At 37.9% G+C, this 16,755-nt stretch carries 17 protein-coding genes; 14 read left to right on the forward strand and 3 right to left on the reverse strand.

The genetic code is table 11. From position 1 onward, the window contains the following. The first annotated feature begins 475 nt into the window (after positions 1-475). From sufC to RCJ93_RS11440, 6 genes are all read left to right on the forward strand, one after another. The gene (gene sufC, locus RCJ93_RS11415) at positions 476-1,261 is read left to right on the forward strand and encodes a Fe-S cluster assembly ATPase SufC (protein WP_066789265.1); all 786 of its coding nucleotides are present in this window, start codon (positions 476-478) and stop codon (positions 1,259-1,261) included. An 18-nt stretch (positions 1,262-1,279) separates the two neighbouring features. Then, entirely contained in the window at positions 1,280-2,587 is a 1,308-nt protein-coding gene (gene sufD, locus RCJ93_RS11420) for a Fe-S cluster assembly protein SufD (RefSeq protein WP_446739060.1), read from the forward strand. Next, positions 2,587-3,819 (forward strand): cysteine desulfurase, encoded by a 1,233-nt coding sequence (locus RCJ93_RS11425; RefSeq protein ID WP_446739061.1) that lies wholly within the window; start codon positions 2,587-2,589, stop codon positions 3,817-3,819. The genes sufD and RCJ93_RS11425 overlap by 1 nt, the downstream gene beginning before the upstream one ends. Then, the gene (sufU, locus tag RCJ93_RS11430) at positions 3,806-4,243 is read left to right on the forward strand and encodes a Fe-S cluster assembly sulfur transfer protein SufU (RefSeq protein WP_173668481.1); all 438 of its coding nucleotides are present in this window, start codon (positions 3,806-3,808) and stop codon (positions 4,241-4,243) included. The genes RCJ93_RS11425 and sufU overlap by 14 nt, the downstream gene beginning before the upstream one ends. A gap of 182 nt (positions 4,244-4,425) precedes the next feature. After that, positions 4,426-5,823, forward strand: a complete 1,398-nt coding sequence (gene sufB, locus RCJ93_RS11435) for a Fe-S cluster assembly protein SufB (protein WP_066789257.1) — start codon at positions 4,426-4,428, stop codon at positions 5,821-5,823. Positions 5,824-6,063: 240 nt separating this feature from the next. Next, complete coding sequence (locus RCJ93_RS11440) at positions 6,064-6,444, forward strand: DUF1259 domain-containing protein (protein WP_446739062.1); 381 nt, start codon at positions 6,064-6,066, stop codon at positions 6,442-6,444. Positions 6,445-6,542: 98 nt separating this feature from the next. Here RCJ93_RS11440 and RCJ93_RS11445 read toward each other — a convergent pair whose 3' ends face one another. After that, on the reverse strand, positions 6,543-7,055 hold the full coding sequence (locus tag RCJ93_RS11445) for an N-acetyltransferase family protein (RefSeq protein ID WP_446739063.1): 513 nt from the start codon (positions 7,053-7,055) through the stop codon (positions 6,543-6,545). Positions 7,056-7,290: 235 nt separating this feature from the next. Between RCJ93_RS11445 and RCJ93_RS11450 the strand changes: the two genes are divergently transcribed. From RCJ93_RS11450 to RCJ93_RS11465, 4 genes are all read left to right on the forward strand, one after another. Further along, the gene (locus tag RCJ93_RS11450) at positions 7,291-7,755 is read left to right on the forward strand and encodes an SMI1/KNR4 family protein (RefSeq protein WP_446739064.1); all 465 of its coding nucleotides are present in this window, start codon (positions 7,291-7,293) and stop codon (positions 7,753-7,755) included. A 157-nt stretch (positions 7,756-7,912) separates the two neighbouring features. Further along, positions 7,913-9,184, forward strand: a complete 1,272-nt coding sequence (locus RCJ93_RS11455; RefSeq protein WP_446739065.1) for a helix-turn-helix domain-containing protein — start codon at positions 7,913-7,915, stop codon at positions 9,182-9,184. A gap of 12 nt (positions 9,185-9,196) precedes the next feature. Beyond that, complete coding sequence (locus RCJ93_RS11460) at positions 9,197-10,405, forward strand: MFS transporter (protein WP_446739066.1); 1,209 nt, start codon at positions 9,197-9,199, stop codon at positions 10,403-10,405. 100 nt (positions 10,406-10,505) lie between these two features. Then, on the forward strand, positions 10,506-10,784 hold the full coding sequence (locus RCJ93_RS11465) for a hypothetical protein (protein ID WP_446739067.1): 279 nt from the start codon (positions 10,506-10,508) through the stop codon (positions 10,782-10,784). Positions 10,785-11,124: 340 nt separating this feature from the next. Here RCJ93_RS11465 and RCJ93_RS11470 read toward each other — a convergent pair whose 3' ends face one another. Both RCJ93_RS11470 and RCJ93_RS11475 read right to left on the reverse strand, forming a co-directional pair. After that, positions 11,125-11,532, reverse strand: coding sequence for a YndM family protein (locus RCJ93_RS11470; protein ID WP_150285095.1), 408 nt, complete (start codon positions 11,530-11,532; stop codon positions 11,125-11,127). 156 nt (positions 11,533-11,688) lie between these two features. Continuing rightward, the gene (locus tag RCJ93_RS11475) at positions 11,689-12,255 is read right to left on the reverse strand and encodes a GNAT family N-acetyltransferase (protein WP_150285096.1); all 567 of its coding nucleotides are present in this window, start codon (positions 12,253-12,255) and stop codon (positions 11,689-11,691) included. Between the two features lie 257 nt (positions 12,256-12,512). On the opposite strand from RCJ93_RS11475, the gene RCJ93_RS11480 reads away from it, so the two are divergent. The 4 genes from RCJ93_RS11480 to RCJ93_RS11495 are packed head-to-tail and all read left to right on the forward strand — an operon-like array spanning position 12,513 to position 16,724. Beyond that, on the forward strand, positions 12,513-13,367 hold the full coding sequence (locus RCJ93_RS11480) for a DUF72 domain-containing protein (RefSeq protein ID WP_446739068.1): 855 nt from the start codon (positions 12,513-12,515) through the stop codon (positions 13,365-13,367). A gap of 3 nt (positions 13,368-13,370) precedes the next feature. Then, positions 13,371-14,201 carry a sulfite exporter TauE/SafE family protein gene (locus RCJ93_RS11485; RefSeq protein WP_066789239.1) on the forward strand — a complete coding sequence of 277 codons (831 nt, stop codon included), beginning with the start codon at positions 13,371-13,373 and terminating at the stop codon, positions 14,199-14,201. A gap of 12 nt (positions 14,202-14,213) precedes the next feature. Continuing rightward, positions 14,214-15,575, forward strand: a complete 1,362-nt coding sequence (locus RCJ93_RS11490) for a bifunctional metallophosphatase/5'-nucleotidase (RefSeq protein WP_446739069.1) — start codon at positions 14,214-14,216, stop codon at positions 15,573-15,575. A 45-nt stretch (positions 15,576-15,620) separates the two neighbouring features. Then, positions 15,621-16,724 carry an HD-GYP domain-containing protein gene (locus RCJ93_RS11495; RefSeq protein ID WP_446739070.1) on the forward strand — a complete coding sequence of 368 codons (1,104 nt, stop codon included), beginning with the start codon at positions 15,621-15,623 and terminating at the stop codon, positions 16,722-16,724. The last annotated feature ends 31 nt before the right edge of the window (positions 16,725-16,755 follow it).

A 16,755-nucleotide genomic window follows, 5' to 3' on the forward strand; every position in this document is an offset into this window, starting at 1 on the left:
TTTCGATTAATTCTAATTGAATTATATATGTTTTGGATGTTTTTTAAAATGGAAAGCCAGTTTCCCATAAAAAAAAGAATGCATTGCCTTAATAGTGAATGAGGATTCTGGGTAGAATAGGGCGAGGAGATTCTATGAAAACGAAATATTTTATTTTGATTGTTTTAAAAGAAATGCATGTTGGAATGGAAGAGGATATGTGGACGAAACTAGAATAGTAAAGGGGTTAACACAGTTTTCATAGTGAAATCAATTCTCAATTAGAATCCTTCTATTGAAAATCATTTGATTTTCATTTAAGCTGATAGATAGTGAGCCCAAAATGTTTTGAAATAATGTATACCAACTATCTTTGATTAGGATGAGAAACATTTTCAAATGATTTGCAAAGGGCTTTTTTTTGAGATAAAATTAGAATGATATTAAATTAGAAATGACAGCAAACATTTCATTGAAAATAAATGGGGGTAATACAATGTCAACTTTAGTCATTAAAGATCTTCACGTCGAAATTGAAGGCAAAGAGATTTTAAAGGGTGTTAATTTATCACTCAATACAAACGAAGTACATGCAATCATGGGTCCAAACGGTACAGGTAAATCTACATTAGCTTCTGCTATTATGGGCCATCCAAAATATGAAGTAACATCTGGTTCTATTACTTTAGATGGCGAAGATGTACTAGCTATGGAAGTAGACGAACGTGCAAAAGCAGGTCTATTCCTAGCAATGCAATATCCTTCAGAAATTAGCGGTGTTACTAACGCAGACTTTATGCGTTCTGCAATCAACGCAAAACGCGGGGAAGGCAACGAAATTTCACTTATGAAATTCATCCGCGAATTAGATGAAAAAATGGACTACCTAGAAATGCCTGAAGAAATGGGCCAACGTTACTTAAATGAAGGATTCTCTGGCGGTGAGAAAAAACGTAATGAAATTCTTCAATTAATGATGTTAAAACCTAAATTCGGTATCTTAGATGAAATCGACTCTGGTTTAGATATCGATGCATTAAAAGTTGTATCTAAAGGAATCAATGCAATGCGCGGCGAAGGTTTTGGTTGCTTAATGATTACCCACTATCAACGCCTATTAAACTACATCACACCTGATCATGTACACGTAATGATGCAAGGTCGCGTAGTTAAATCTGGTGGCGAAGAGCTAGCTCAAAAACTTGAAGCTGAAGGCTATGACTGGGTTAAACAAGAATTAGGAATCGAAGACGAAGAAGAAACTACAGGACAAGAAGCATAAGAGGGAGGATGAGCCAACATGACGGTTGAAACAAAATTAACAGTAACCGCCGAAGATGTACGCTCTTTCTCTGAAGCCCAAAGCGAACCTAGCTGGTTGACTGAGCTTCGTGAACGTGCACTAGCGGATGTAGAGAACTTGCCAATGGCAAAACCAGATAAAACAAATATCGAAAAATGGAACTTCACTGAATTTCCATCACTTTTAGCGGAGAGCGCTCCATTTGCTTCTTTGGAAGATTTGCCAGCAGAAGTAAAGGCAATCGTAGACATTGAAGGTCAACAAAACATTTATATTCAACGCAATAACACGCCAGCTTTCTTACAATTATCAGAAGATCTAGCAGCTCAAGGCGTTATTCTTACAGATATCCATACAGCAGCACGCGAACATAGCGAGCTTGTACAAAAGTACTTCATGACTGAAGGCGTAGAAGTGAATCAGCACAAACTGACATCTTTGCACGCAGCTTTAGTTAATGGCGGTGTGTTTGTCTATGTACCAAAGAATGTGGTAGTAGAAGAACCAATCCAAGCCATTTTCCTTCATGACAATGAAGATGCTTCATTATTCAATCATGTATTGGTTGTAGCAGAAGCAAACAGCTCTGTCACTTATGTTGAAAACTATCTTTCTACTATGGAAGAAGCAAAAGGACAAGCTAACATTATCTCAGAAGTAATCGTCAACGATAATGCAAAAGTAACGTATGGCGCTGTAGATGTGCTTGCAAAAGGTTTGACAACTTACGTGAACCGCCGAGGCATTTTACATCGTGACGCGACAATTGATTGGGCACTTGGCTTGATGAATGACAGCGATACGATTTCTGAAAACATCACATACCTAAAAGGTGATGGTTCACATGCAGATGCTAAATCAGTGGTTGTAGGTCGCGGCGAACAAAGCCAAAACTTTACAACAGAAGTAAGACATTGGGGTAAAGCATCTAACGGTTATATTTTGACTCATGCTGTAATGAAAGATGCGGCTCGCGCTATTTTCAACGGTATTGGCAAAATCGAGCATGGCGCAACAAAAGCGGATGCAGAACAAGAATCACGCGTTCTTATGTTAAGCAAAGATGCTCGAGGCGATGCTAACCCAATCCTATTGATTGAGGAAGATGATGTAACTGCTGGACACGCAGCTTCAGTTGGCCGCGTTGACCCAGTTCAGTTGTACTACCTAATGAGCCGAGGCATTTCTAAAAACGAAGCAGAACGTTTAGTAATTCACGGATTCTTAGCCCCTGTCGTTAACAAATTGCCAATCGAAGGCGTTAAAAAACAATTGACGGAGGTCATTGAAAGGAAAGTTCGCTAATGATTAATGAAGATATTCGAAGCTATTTTCCAGTATTAAACCAAGAAGTAAATGGTCATCCTCTTGTCTATTTAGATAGTGCTGCTACAACTCAAAAGCCTATTCAAGTGCTTGAGGCTGTGAAGCGCTACTATGAATACGAAAACTCAAACGTCCACCGTGGCGTTCATACATTGGGCAATCGTGCAACAGACTCCTATGAAGGAGCGCGCGAGAAAGTCCGCAAATTTATCAATGCTAAGTCAACGGAAGAAATCATCTTTACACGGGGTACTACTGAAAGCTTAAATATGATTGCAGCAAGTTATGGCCGCGACAATGTAGGTGAGGGCGATGAAATCGTCATCACCTACATGGAGCACCACTCCAACTTGATTCCTTGGCAACAGCTTGCTAAAGAAAAAAATGCAACACTTAAATACGTCGAGTTGAATCCTGATGGTACCATTTCAATGGATACAGTTAAAGAAGCAATTACAGATCGTACTAAAATCGTTGCGATGTCTTCAGCATCTAATGTACTGGGCACAATCAACCCGATCAAAGAAATCACAGCTGTTGCTCATTCACATGGCGCAGTTATGGTAGTAGATGGGGCACAAGGTGTACCTCATTTTAAAACAGATGTACAAGACTTAGATTGTGATTTTCTAGCATTCTCCGGCCATAAAATGTGCGGCCCAACTGGTATTGGTGTATTATATGGTAAAAAAGAGCACCTAGAAAACATGACGCCAATATCCTTCGGGGGCGAAATGATCAGCACAGTTGATTTGTATGAATCTACATGGGCAGACCTTCCTTGGAAATTTGAAGGCGGCACACCAAACATCGCCGGTGCGATTGGACTTGGTGCTGCGATTGATTTCCTTGAAGAAATCGGCATGGACAGAATCGTGGAACATGAACGTAGATTAACTCAATATGCATTTGAACAAATGGCAAAGATTGAGGGCATTTCAATTTATGGTACAACAGATCCTGCAAAACGTTCAGGGCTGATAACATTCAACCTAGAAGGCGTACACCCGCATGATTTAGCGACAGCGCTAGATATGGAAGGCATTGCAGTACGTGCTGGCCATCACTGTGCACAACCATTGATGAGATGGCTCTCCTGTGCAGCGACAGCCCGTGCAAGCTTCTATATTTATAATAATGAAGAGGATATTGACCGACTTGTTGAAGGGTTGCGTAATGCAAAGGAGTATTTTGCTGATGTCAATGAATAAACTTGATCAACTTTATCGTTCTGTCATTATGGATCACTATAAAAAGCCACGCAACAAAGGCGTGATCGATGACTCAAACATTTCTATCGATATGAATAACCCTACATGTGGTGACCGTATCCATTTGTCACTACAAGTCGAAGATAACATCGTAAAAGATGCGAAATTTGACGGAGAAGGCTGTTCAATTTCAATGTCTTCCGCTTCCATGATGACACAAACTATCATCGGGAAAACAACGGAAGAAGCAGTAGAACTAGCACATGTCTTCTCTGAAATGATGCTTGGTCATGAGCATGATGAATCATTGGACCTTGGCGATGTAGAAGCACTATCCGGCGTCTCTCAATTCCCAGCTCGAATCAAATGCGCAACACTTTCTTGGAAAGCGATGGAAAAGGGTATTAAAGAATTAGAATCATAATTTCATTTGTGAAGCGGAAGATGACGACTCCAACGGGAAATGCTTGAACTGAAAGTCCTGCAGGAACGTAATGACGAGATTGAAGTCAAGCCCGTGTAAAGCGTCGTCTGAAGCGGAACATTTACACTACATCTAAAAGTAACTTGCAGTGCAAGTTAGGGATAATAAGAGGAGGAGAAATAATGGCTAAACAAATGCCTGAAATTGGCGATTACGAGTACGGCTTCCATGACAAAGACGTATCCATTTTCCGTACAGAACGTGGGCTAACTCCTGAAATCGTAAAAGAGATCTCAAAAATGAAAAATGAGCCAGAGTGGATGCTTGACTTCCGCTTGAAATCATTAGACATTTTTTATTCAAAACCAATGCCTCAATGGGGCGGCGACTTATCCGGTTTAAACTTCGATGAAATTACGTACTACGTAAAACCATCTGAAGCAACTCAAAAATCATGGGATGAAGTACCTGCTGAAATCAAAGCAACATTTGATAAACTAGGTATCCCTGAAGCAGAGCAAAAATACCTTGCCGGTGTATCTGCACAATACGAATCAGAAGTGGTATACCACAACATGAAAGAAGAGCTTGAAAATTTAGGCGTTGTCTTCAAAGATACAGACTCAGCTCTTCGTGAAAACGAAGATCTTTTCAAAGAATACTTCGGTAAAGCAATCCCGCCAAATGACAACAAATTTGCGGCATTGAATTCAGCTGTATGGTCAGGTGGTTCATTCATCTATGTACCAAAAGGCGTTGAACTTGAAACACCACTTCAAGCTTATTTCCGTATCAACTCTGAAAACATGGGCCAATTCGAGCGTACTTTAATCATCGTGGATGAAGGCGCAAGCGTGCACTATGTTGAAGGATGTACAGCACCTGTTTATACAACAAGTTCATTGCACAGTGCGGTTGTAGAAATCTTCATCAAAAAAGATGCATACTGCCGTTATACAACAATCCAAAACTGGGCAAACAACGTGTATAACTTGGTAACAAAACGTGCAACATGTGAAGAAAATGCAACAATGGAATGGATCGATGGTAATATCGGTTCAAAACTTACAATGAAATACCCAGCATGTATCTTAAAAGGCGAAGGCGCACGTGGTATGACTTTATCTATTGCGATTGCTGGACGCGGCCAAAACCAAGATACAGGCGCTAAAATGATTCACTTAGCACCAAACACATCATCAACAATTGTTTCTAAATCCATCTCAAAACACGGTGGTAACGTAACATACCGTGGACAAGTAAAATTCGGTAAACGCGCAACAAATGCTCGTGCCAATATCGAATGTGATACATTGATTATGGATAACGAATCTACTTCAGATACAATTCCTTACAATGAAGTAATGAATGATCAAATCGCTCTAGAACACGAAGCGAAAGTATCAAAAGTATCAGAAGAACAATTATTCTACTTGATGAGCCGTGGTGTTTCTGAACAAGAAGCAACAGAAATGATCGTAATGGGCTTCATCGAACCATTCACAAAAGAACTTCCAATGGAATATGCGGTTGAAATGAACCGTCTAATCAAATTCGAAATGGAAGGTTCTATCGGTTAATTTATATTAGCCAATACTAAAGGAGACGAACTATAAAAGTTCGTCTCCTTTTTTGCGATATACCACCAAACATATAAAGATTCTCATTGAATCTGCATATTTATATACGGATTTTTCTTTTATTTTAGGGAGTATTTCACCTAAAAACCGAACTTATTAATATCTATAGTAGTGTTGCCTATGCAAAACTTAAACAAGCTTCATATGTTGTAGTAGACAAGATAGAAAGGAGGGCTGAATTTGTCTACTTGCCAAAAACTAGCAGATATTATCGGTGGTGAAGTCGTACAATCAAACCCTTGTGTAGTTATGCGTCTTCGAGATATTCGGGCAACGATATTAGGTCGTCGCACTCTTTCACCATTATCATTGCCATTTATGTTATCCTTTGAAAAAAATGGTCTCAATCTAGGTGAAAGTGTACTTCTTGAAAGAGAAGTTAATCCGATGCTTGATGCATTACGAAAAAGAGGGCTGAAAGTAACTGCATTTCATAACCATTGGCTGTTTGAAGAGCCAAGGTTAATGTATATGCATTGGGAAAATGTTGGAATGGATCCATTTGAGTTTGCTAAAAGAAGTTTTGAGGCAGCGCGTGAAGCTGGCCTGAAATTTATCTAATGATTAAATAGAATATGAATCTGGAGCTCAGAAGATTTGAATTTCAACAAGGATACGAACTATTATAGTTCATCTCCTTTTTTAATCCAAATTCGAATTTATTCTTCTGTAGGATTGCTGGGTCCATTCAGTTCTAATTGATAAAAGGCTAAATCAAGCCACTTGTTGAATTTAAAACCCGCTTTTTGTATGTTGCCAGAATACACAAAGCCAAAGTTTTTGTGCATCGCAATACTTTTTTCATTCGTTGCATCAATACCAGCGATGAGGATCATATACTCCCGTTCCTTAGCAATTGCAATAATTTCCTTTAATAAAGAGGATCCAATTCCTTTTTTCCTGTATTGTGTATCTACATAAACAGAATGTTCAATGGAATATTTATAGGCGGGCCAGGCTCTAAAAGGGCCGAATGTCGCAAAACCAACTACTTTATCGTCTTCTTCACATACGACTATTGGATAACCTTCTGCTCTCTTTTGTTCAAACCAAGCTTGCCTACTTTCAAGTGTTTGGGGTGTATAGGAATAAACGGCCGTTGTATGAAGTATGGCGTCATTATAAATATGCAAAATGTCGACTAAATCTTTTTTAGTGGCTTCTCTGATCATTTTTCTCTTCCTTTCAAATGGTCTTTTCTTTTCATTGTAGAATGTTCCATGCAAAACGTAAAATTGTACTTATGAGTCGTTTGCTATAATATAAAGTTCAACTACAGATAAGACACTTGCATTATCAACATTTAAAAGAAAAGGAGGGTTTAACATTACCAGAATTAAAGACGTTTTAGATGAACTAAAAAGTCAGTTAGATGAGAATTTTACAAGACTTGAACCTACTGGATTATTGGACATAGATGACAAAGAAATTCTGCGTGAGGTATGTACTTTTAACGAGGCAGCATCAGAAGATGAGATTAATTTAGTAGAAAAGGAATTGGGTATTACAATGCCTAATGACTATCGAGATTTTTTACTACTTCATAATGGCATGACATTGTTTAGTTCTTACCTTACTAGCTATACTTTTTTTAGTTTAGATGAAATCCGCACAAATTTTTTGATTGTACATAAGGATTTTAAAGAAGAAGATCTTGAACCTACTAAGGATTATCCTATTGGGGAGTACCCGGATGTTGGCTATATTATGATAAGTGACGCATTAGTTACGAAATATTCTTCACAAGGTGCAATCTATGTGGGCCATATCATGCCTGAAGAAACAGAAGAATCATTTGTTTCTTTTGTAGAAAATGTGATTAAAAAAACAGGGGAGTTCTTTTGGGAGGATCAAAGCCTTACAGAATATTAAACGATTAGGGACCACCTCAGTATGTGGTCTTTTTTATTTTCTATTACGATTGTGTAAGTGGGTCCAGCTTTTATGCTTAAGTATCGATTGTAATCTTCATTTACACAATATTTAAATATCTCTTTTTGTTACACTATATTATAAGGGGTGACGACAAATGGATAAAGAGAAATATTGGGGGAAACTCATTAAATATCACAGGCAAATGCAAGGACTAAAGCAAGATGATTTAGCGATTGGGATTTGTACAGCTTCTTATTTGAGCCGAATAGAAAATGAAGTGGTGATAGCTGACGAGAATGTTTATACCATGTTATTTGAGCGCCTTGGCATTGATTTTATAACAGAGCAAAAGCAAGTAAAACAGGTGAATATACAACTAGAGAATTTTTATGAACAGCTTCTTACAAATCAAACCTTAACCGTTCAAGAATTGAATGACTTAGTATCCTGGCAGTCGAATGAATTGCATCAAACGTTGCAATTACGAGCTAAACTTGTCTATATTCGTTATCTCCTTTCATTAGATCATTTAAAAGAAGCGGAGGACCAATTGCAAAAGATCGAAACATTTATTTCCTGGCAACAGGATAGGGAAACCCAAATGTATATTGGAACTTCTACATACTTTTATTTATCGACTATGAACTATACCGCGATTTTAGAACGAGAAGATAAGCTGCATTTACGTCATTTATTGCTTACCACAAACCAATTTGAATTAGCTAATTATGATTACCATTTAGCATTCGCCGCACACCGAGCTTATGCCTTTCAACAAGCTTTAACGTATATTGAAAGAGCAGATCAATCATTTACTCATTTTTACAAGCCACTCTTTCAATTAAAGCTGTATTCCATGAAAGGTGTAATCTTGAATGCACTGGGCCGATATGGCGAAGCAATGAGAGAATTTGAGGCTGGTATGAATTTGTTGAGCTATGTACAAGAAATTCAGACAGCACGACAATACAGCTCATTAATGAATAATATTGCATTCTGTTTTGAGAGTCAGGGAGATTATGAGCGTGCCCAGCAACATTACCAGAAAGCCAATGACTATCAAGAAGATTTACATACCGTTGTCAATTGGATGCGGGCGAGTTATAGAGCAAATGATTTTGAGACGCTTAGCTTGCTATTCGATCACTATCCACAAGATCGTTTTTCAATTGGCCATCATCTCTATCAATGGGAGCTATTATCTATGGCACTGCATCCAGAAGAGCATACTTTGGAGCGACTGCAAGATATCGAACGACGTGCCTTTATTTATTTTGATGAACAGAATCATTTAGAGCTAATACTGTTTTATGTCCCCCTTTGGGCAACATTTTATGAGCGTCTACAAGCCTATAAACCTGCAAGTGCTTGTTATTGCAGAGCTTTTAAAGCAAGTGAAAAGTCTCGATGTTTATTGAGTCATTAAGGGGGAGAGGCAATGGCGTTAAACAGAAACTATCTATTACTCTTAACCGGATTTGGAATTTCTAATTTAGGCAACTGGATTTATTTAATTGCTTTAAACTTATCAGTATGGCATCTAACTCATTCACCAGCAGCCGTGTCTGGGCTCTTTATTGTAGTTCCGGTAGCTCGTATCTTTTGTAATTTTTTCGCCGGGACATTTATTGATCGTCATAATAAAAGACGTATCATCATCTGGAGTGATATTGTGCGAGGCATCATTGTTTGTCTAATGCCTTTTGCACAATCGGTTTGGTTGATCTATCTGTTCATTGGGATTGCTAATATTGCAAGTTGTTTTTTTGCTCCTAGCAGTACAGTCCTTATTGCAAAATTAGTCAATGATCAGGATAAACAACGCTTCAATGCGATTAATAGTACTATCGGTTCTGGCTCTTTTATGCTGGGACCAGCGCTCGCAGGAATCATCATAGGTGCGACGAATACATCAGTTGCCATGTGGATAAATGGCTTATCATTTTTTGTTTGTGCATGGCTTATCTTTTTATTACCTAACACTGAACATGTGAGAGATGAAGAACGCGAAAGAATAACAGTGCATCTGATATGGAAAGATTTTAAGCATGTATGGGAATATTGTAGAAAAAAGCTGCCCTATCTTCTATTTTTTATATTCTATTCTCTTACATTGATGATAGCTTTCGCTCTAGATTCGCAGGAAATGACATTTATTAAACAGTACTTGTTAGCATCGGATAGCCAATATGGCATAACAGTAACGATGGCGGGCGTCGGAGCTATTTTAGGAGGAGGGATGGCAGCAGCTGCTGCAAAACGCTTTTCATACAGCTTGTATATTGGATGCGGCCTGACCCTTACTCTCTTTAGTTATTTTTCTTTTTACGCATCACACTCCATCCGCTTTGCTGTGATTAGCCTTATGGCACTTGGTTTTTCTATGGCATTCAGCAATACAGGGTATGATACATTCTTTCAAAAAACAATCCCGACGAATCTGATGGGGCGCTTTAGTAGCACGTTAAGCCTCGTTCAAAGTATACTTCAAATCACATTTACCTTTTGTATAGGCATGCTTGCCGAGTGGTGGACAGTACAAGCAGTGGCTTTGATTTTTTCAATTATAGGCATTATGTTAGCACTTAGTTTATTTTTTATTATTTTACGAAATACATCCTACTTTGCTTTTGAAAAGCAAATATAAAGGCTAGGTAGTTAGTTCAAACCTAAATCTACTATTCTAAAGCCTAGGTCAAAATCTAAAACAAAAATGATTACATTCAGGCTAAATAGGAGGCGATCAAATGAAAGAAGAACAAGAATACGATTTAGAAAATGCCACATTCGAAACACTTATGCAACTCCTAGAAATTGGACATGAAATTGAATTTACTTATAAAAATAAAGAATACTTTATTCCAAACTTTCAGGACGGTCGATCATTAATATTAGATTCAGAAGAATTATGTGATTACACACATGATATCAATAAATTTATTAAAATAGCACAAGTCGACGGAATGACAATTGGAGAACTATTTAAAAATCATTGTAATGACATCGAATTCGGGACTATTTATTAAATAATTAAATAGAATTTAAGAAATATATAAAGAACGCCTTGTATTTAATATGTAGGTTGTTCTTTATATTCCACTTCGGTTGTGTGATGACTTACCATCAAACTATTAATCTTTAGACTCAATACAAAATTAAGAAGAACGATCGCTTATGCTCTTCAAAACGTTGCACATCAATTTCAATATTAATTATTACGGCCATTTTAATTGATGAATCTAGAAGCTTGAGTATCTCATTTCTAAATAATGAGGGGACTTATACTGATAATACGCCCATACTAAAACACCCCAAGAATTAGATCTCACTCTAATTTTTGGGGTGCACTTGCATACATAGATTTTTCTATGTTGTTACGTGATGATGTTTCTCTTCAAATACCTGACGATCAAGATATTTATGGAAGAACCATTCACCTACTGCAATAATAATCGCTGAGATAAGAGAAGCTTGTACGATATTTACATCGTTGTTGAAAAGTTCACGACCCATAAGCCAAACGACCAAGAATGCTAAAACAGCATCTGAAATAGTAGCAATCGTATTTCTTTTTACTTGATCTGCATTAGGTTCATGATTGTCGCTAGCTTTGCGGAAAATAAGCAAATCACCAAGGACATAGGCTACGATTGTAAGGACCACACTAATTAGAATCGTATTGCCAATATCTCCATCGTAAATACCTGAAAGAACAATTCCCAAAACGACTGCAATCATGACGAACTTAATAAAAATTGCTTTAACATGTTCCAAGTGAATCCCTCCTTTGTCTTTAGTCTTTCACCATATTCCCTTCGATAGAAATAACAAACCCTTTTTTATCTAATTTTGGATATTTAATATTAAGATTTTGATGTAAGGGCTTTTAAAATCACTAGATGACTCTATTTCTTTTAAATAAGATATATGTTATTTTGCTTGGCGATAGTTATCTTCTTTTAATGAGAGAATATCTTCGACAGCTTGAGGGGGTGCACCGTATATTTCCTCAGAATGATAGCTGTGAATCTCTTTGTAAACAGTTTCCATTGTATCGATAGCCCAACGCGGTGATTTAATTGTTGGAGACCAGTAGAATAGGTCCAAATCAATTACCTCTTTTGTGACGGGATGGATCCGTGTATATTCAACATCATTCATTCTCCTAAAGCCAGATTTCTCGTAAAAGCGGACACGTTTTCTAGTATCGGGGGAGTCGGCTGAAACTGGTTCTACTTCGAGGATAATAGGTTTCTTTTTCTGCTTTAGGTGATTTAGTACCTTACTTCCGGTTCCCTTGCTTCTGCCTCCACTGTAAACCAAGATGAAATCGACAAATACGAAATCCTCTTTTTCAAAGTATACGAGAACGAAATTAGGACCTTCTTCAACTTTGTAAAACTCTCCTTTATCAGCTAAAAGCTTATCAAAGTGTTCTTTCGACTTTAATTCACTTTCAGGAAAATAATCTTTTAATGCTGTGTACCAATTGTTCATTAGATGAATCGCTCCTCTTGTTTTTTTTCGAACTGTGAACCTCTACTTCTTACATACCTTAAATAATAAAATGTAAACAAAATTGAAGTTTTTATCACTTTGGAGAAAAGGGTCAATTCATAAAACTACCAAGAGGTGAGGAGCAAGATGGAGTATGCTAGATTGCTTCCAAGATAAATTGGGGCTACTGGTTGAATTAATATAATTCGTAAACAGCCCTATGATATGATAGATAAAGAAAGTTTAGGAGGGGAAATATGATTAAAATTGGTTTAACTGGTTGGGGAGACCACCCGAGTTTATATCGTTCTAAAGGTTCTTCCAAGGACAAATTATATGATTATAGCAGCCATTTTCCCATTGTTGAAGTGGACACATCTTTTTATGCGATTCCTTCTAAACACAATATCGAAAAATGGATTGCGGAGACACCAGCGCATTTTCAATTTGTGGTGAAGGCATATCAAGGGATGACAGGGCATTTGCGTGACGACATACCTTTTGAAAGCAAGGAGGAGATGTTCAGTGCTTTTAAAGAGGCAGCGCAAACCTTTCAAGAGGCAGGGAAATTGGCGCTAGTTTTAGTTCAATTTCCACCATGGTTTGATTGTAAAAAGAGCAATGTTGACTATATCCGCTATGTGAAACAGCAGCTGAAGGACTTTCCGATAGCCATTGAATTTCGAAATCAGACATGGTATAGCGATAAATGGCGAGATAATACGCTTCAATTTTTAAAACAGGAACATCTTTGCCATACAGTGTGTGATGAGCCGCAAGCAGGCGTAGGTTCTGTTCCTCTCGTTCCTGTCGCTACAGCCGATAAGGTATTGCTACGCATACATGGCAGGAATATTTATGGCTGGAGAAATCCTGGCAATAGTGAGCAGTGGAGAAAAGTGCGCTTTCTTTATGATTATAATCAAGAGGAATTGCTTCAATTGAAAGAAGCAGTGGAAGATTTGCAGCAGCAATGCAAAGAAGTGTATGTATTATTTAATAACAACTCAGGCCATCATGCAGCGAAAAATGCGCATACACTAAAGGAGATGCTAGGCATCGAATTTGAAGATCTATCTCCAAAACAATTGGATCTTTTTGAAGGAGAGTAACAAATGGCATATGTATTATTGGCAGTCATTGGTGTTTGTTCAGGAATCATTGGTGCGCTTGTAGGACTTGGCGGCGGTGCTATTTTGGTGCCAGCTGCCTTATTCATCAGTTCCTCAACCGGAATGCTTACAGATTTGACGCCCCAAAAAGTGGTTGGTCTTTCTGTGGTAATGATGATTGCGACCGGATTATCTTCTACTTTGTCGTATATGAAATCAAAAACGGTGGATTATAAAAGTGGGTTAATATTTTTTATAGGAAGTGCGCCCGGTACTATACTAGGTGCGTATGTTAATAAAGGAATCAATCTGCCGTCGTTTAATTTATACTTTGGTATATTGTTGATTGTTTTAGCAGCCATCCTTCTTTTTCGAGACTATATGAAGCCTGTTCAATGGTTTGTACAACATGGCAAGAAGCGGATCTTTGTAGATGAGGTTGATGGTAAAAGCTATGAGTATGGCTATCCATTGTGGTTTGCTGTTTCCTTAACGTTTCTTATTGGCTTTGCCTCGGGGTTATTTGGCATTGGAGGCGGTTCGATGATTGTTCCAGCAATGATTATTTTATTTTTGTTCCCGCCACATGTTGCGATTGCGACTTCCATGTTTATGGTATTTCTTTCATCAATCATTAACTCTGCCAGCCATATTTACCTTGGTCATGTTCCTTGGCTTTACGTGCTGCCAGTGGTTCCGGGCGCCTATATAGGGGCGAAAATAGGAGCAGCATTAAATAAAAAAATTGATTCAAAAATGCTCGTTGTATTATTAAGAATTATATTATTACTTCTCGGAATTCATTCGATTTATGAAGGAATTGTCGGGAATTAGAGAGGTGCTTGCATGTTAGAGACTATTCATATATACCATACAAATGATGTGCATAGCCATCTGGATTATTGGCCAAGAACGGAAGCGTTTTTAACAAAACAAAAGAAGCTACATGAGGAAAAAGGGGAGAGCTGCTTTATCTTAGATATCGGCGATTTTATTGATCGTTCGCATATTTATACTGAAGCTACACTGGGCCAGGGGAATGTCAAACTGTTAAATAATGCTCATTATGATGCAGTAACAATTGGAAATAATGAAGGCATAACTCTCTCAAAGGATGGATTAAATAGTTTATACAATAATGCCCAATTTGATGTTATTGTGGGCAATTTGAAACTCGATGGTCAGACACCTAGCTGGGCAAAGCCATATACCATTTATCAAACAGCACATGGTACAAAAATAGGGGTAGTAGCTGCTACAGCTGAATTTAAAACGTATTATGAGCCGCTTGGATGGTCGATAGATGAGCCATTGAAGTCTTTGCAAGATACGGTTGAGACGATTCATTCAGAAGTGGATCTTGTTCTTTGCATGTCTCACTTAGGCATTCATATGGATGAACAGCTTGCAGTGCTATGCCCTAAAATCGATGTTATTTTTGGCTCACACACCCACCATGTTCTTCAACAAGGAAAAGTAGTGGGCAAAACATTGTTAACGGGCGGTGGAAAGTATGGAACTTATGTAGGTCATACAGAAATCACTTATAATCAAAGCCTTCAAAAAATGGAGAGAAAAGATACTGAACTACAGCCTACAACAGAGCTGCCAGCTGTAAAAGATGAGAAATTATTTAATACAAAGCTGATAGAAGAAGGAAAGAGCTTGTTGAATTATCCTGTCTTTATAGCAGAAAAATATTTAAACAAGGAATGGTTCCATCATTCTGCGCTATCCCGTTATTTTGCAGAAGCTTTATTAGAATTCTCACAAGCAGATTGTGCTTTGTTTAATGCAGGAATTTTTCTACGTGATTTGCCTAAGGGTGAGGTAACTGCATTTGAAGTACATCAATGTCTGCCACATCCCATCAACGCTTGTGTGATTGAAATTAGCGGGAATGAATTAAAACAATCTTTAGAGCTGATAGATCAATCTATCCAGTGGCCCTATAATGAGTTGAAAGGCCTAGGGTTTCGAGGAGTCGTTCTTGGCAAAATGTTAACATACGGATGTTCTCTACAAAATGGCCAATTATATATAAATGGAGAAAAAGCCGCTGATCATAAGGTATACAAGCTGGCAACGTTGGATATGTTTACATTTGGATTTTTCTTTCCGGAGTTCAAAAAGTTGCCTAAAACATACTTGTTACCACAATTCTTACGTGATATTCTGATTTTATATGGAAAAAAAGTAGTCAAATAAGTATTATTTTAATTAGATTGACTTTGAAAGAATGGGGAAAAAGCCATGCGGTTGATAACAACTACAGTTTTAAAAGCAGGTATGATTATTGGCAGAACAATTTGGAATGAGGCGAATAGACCACTATTGCAAAAAGGAGCAAAGGTTTCTGAACCTATGATTAAGCGGCTGCAACAGTTGAATATTCACTATGTCTATATTGATGATGAGATTTCCTCCAATATTGAAATAGAAGAAGCTATTCCTATTGATATGCGTTTAAAAGCAGTCACCCAAATCTCCTCCTCATTTAATAAATTGAAAAATATAAAAGGGAAGGAAATGACCTATTGCTTAGACCAGGAATCGAAGCACTTTGTGGGCATTATTGATGATTTGCTTGATAATATCATGAAAAGTCGCGAGGTTCTTACTGTATTAAGTGATGCTTTCCTCTATGATCATTATATTTACCAGCACTCTATGCAAGTTGCGATCTATTCAATCGCTATTGCAAAAGAGATGAATTACAGTGCAACAGAATTACGCCAAATTGGCATTGGGGCCATTTTGCATGACGTTGGAAAGATGATGATCCCACAGACCATACTTTCAAAACCGGACAGGCTGTCAGATCAAGAATATGAAACAATGAAGCAGCATGCCCAATTTGGGTTTGACTTGCTTCGAAACTTACATACGATTTCCCTGTTATCAGCGCATTGTGCATTTCAGCATCACGAGAGATTGGATGGTAGTGGCTATCCTCGTGGCCTATTAAATTTTGAAATCCATCCCTACGCAAAAATAATAGCTGTAGCAGATGTCTTTGATGCAGTGACCTCCAACCGGGTTTATCGAGAAAAGATGATGCCATCGCATGGAGTAGAGATTATTAAAAAAGGCAGTGGCACATTGTATGATGAACAGGTGGTTGAGGCTTTTCGGCGGTCGGTCGCCTATTATCAAAATGGCACAGTTCTACTTTTGTCAGACGGCAGAAGAGGAATTGTCTGCAAGCAATATAAGGACAATCCTGAACGTCCATGGCTGCGGATTTTTGAAGAAAGCGGCAGGATGGTGAAGGCAACTTATGAGCTACTGCTCGCAGACTGTCCAGAAGTATTTGTCGAATCAATAGACGATGCATTTGTCCCTGATATTGAATAATAAATACCTCCTAGTCATATAAGTGATTAGG

This window comes from Rummeliibacillus sp. BSL5, from assembly GCF_052928305.1.

Coding starts and splice junctions, on each gene's coding strand:
- RCJ93_RS11445 (WP_446739063.1), bottom strand. CDS start 7,055: ATGATCAGAGAAGCCACTAAAAAAGATTTAGTCGACATTTTGCATATT.
- RCJ93_RS11460 (WP_446739066.1), top strand. CDS start 9,197: ATGGCGTTAAACAGAAACTATCTATTACTCTTAACCGGATTTGGAATT.
- RCJ93_RS11480 (WP_446739068.1), top strand. CDS start 12,513: ATGATTAAAATTGGTTTAACTGGTTGGGGAGACCACCCGAGTTTATAT.
- sufC (WP_066789265.1), top strand. CDS start 476: ATGTCAACTTTAGTCATTAAAGATCTTCACGTCGAAATTGAAGGCAAA.
- RCJ93_RS11495 (WP_446739070.1), top strand. CDS start 15,621: ATGCGGTTGATAACAACTACAGTTTTAAAAGCAGGTATGATTATTGGC.
- RCJ93_RS11485 (WP_066789239.1), top strand. CDS start 13,371: ATGGCATATGTATTATTGGCAGTCATTGGTGTTTGTTCAGGAATCATT.
- RCJ93_RS11425 (WP_446739061.1), top strand. CDS start 2,587: ATGATTAATGAAGATATTCGAAGCTATTTTCCAGTATTAAACCAAGAA.
- sufB (WP_066789257.1), top strand. CDS start 4,426: ATGGCTAAACAAATGCCTGAAATTGGCGATTACGAGTACGGCTTCCAT.
- RCJ93_RS11475 (WP_150285096.1), bottom strand. CDS start 12,255: ATGAACAATTGGTACACAGCATTAAAAGATTATTTTCCTGAAAGTGAA.
- sufD (WP_446739060.1), top strand. CDS start 1,280: ATGACGGTTGAAACAAAATTAACAGTAACCGCCGAAGATGTACGCTCT.
- RCJ93_RS11455 (WP_446739065.1), top strand. CDS start 7,913: ATGGATAAAGAGAAATATTGGGGGAAACTCATTAAATATCACAGGCAA.
- RCJ93_RS11490 (WP_446739069.1), top strand. CDS start 14,214: ATGTTAGAGACTATTCATATATACCATACAAATGATGTGCATAGCCAT.
- RCJ93_RS11465 (WP_446739067.1), top strand. CDS start 10,506: ATGAAAGAAGAACAAGAATACGATTTAGAAAATGCCACATTCGAAACA.
- sufU (WP_173668481.1), top strand. CDS start 3,806: ATGTCAATGAATAAACTTGATCAACTTTATCGTTCTGTCATTATGGAT.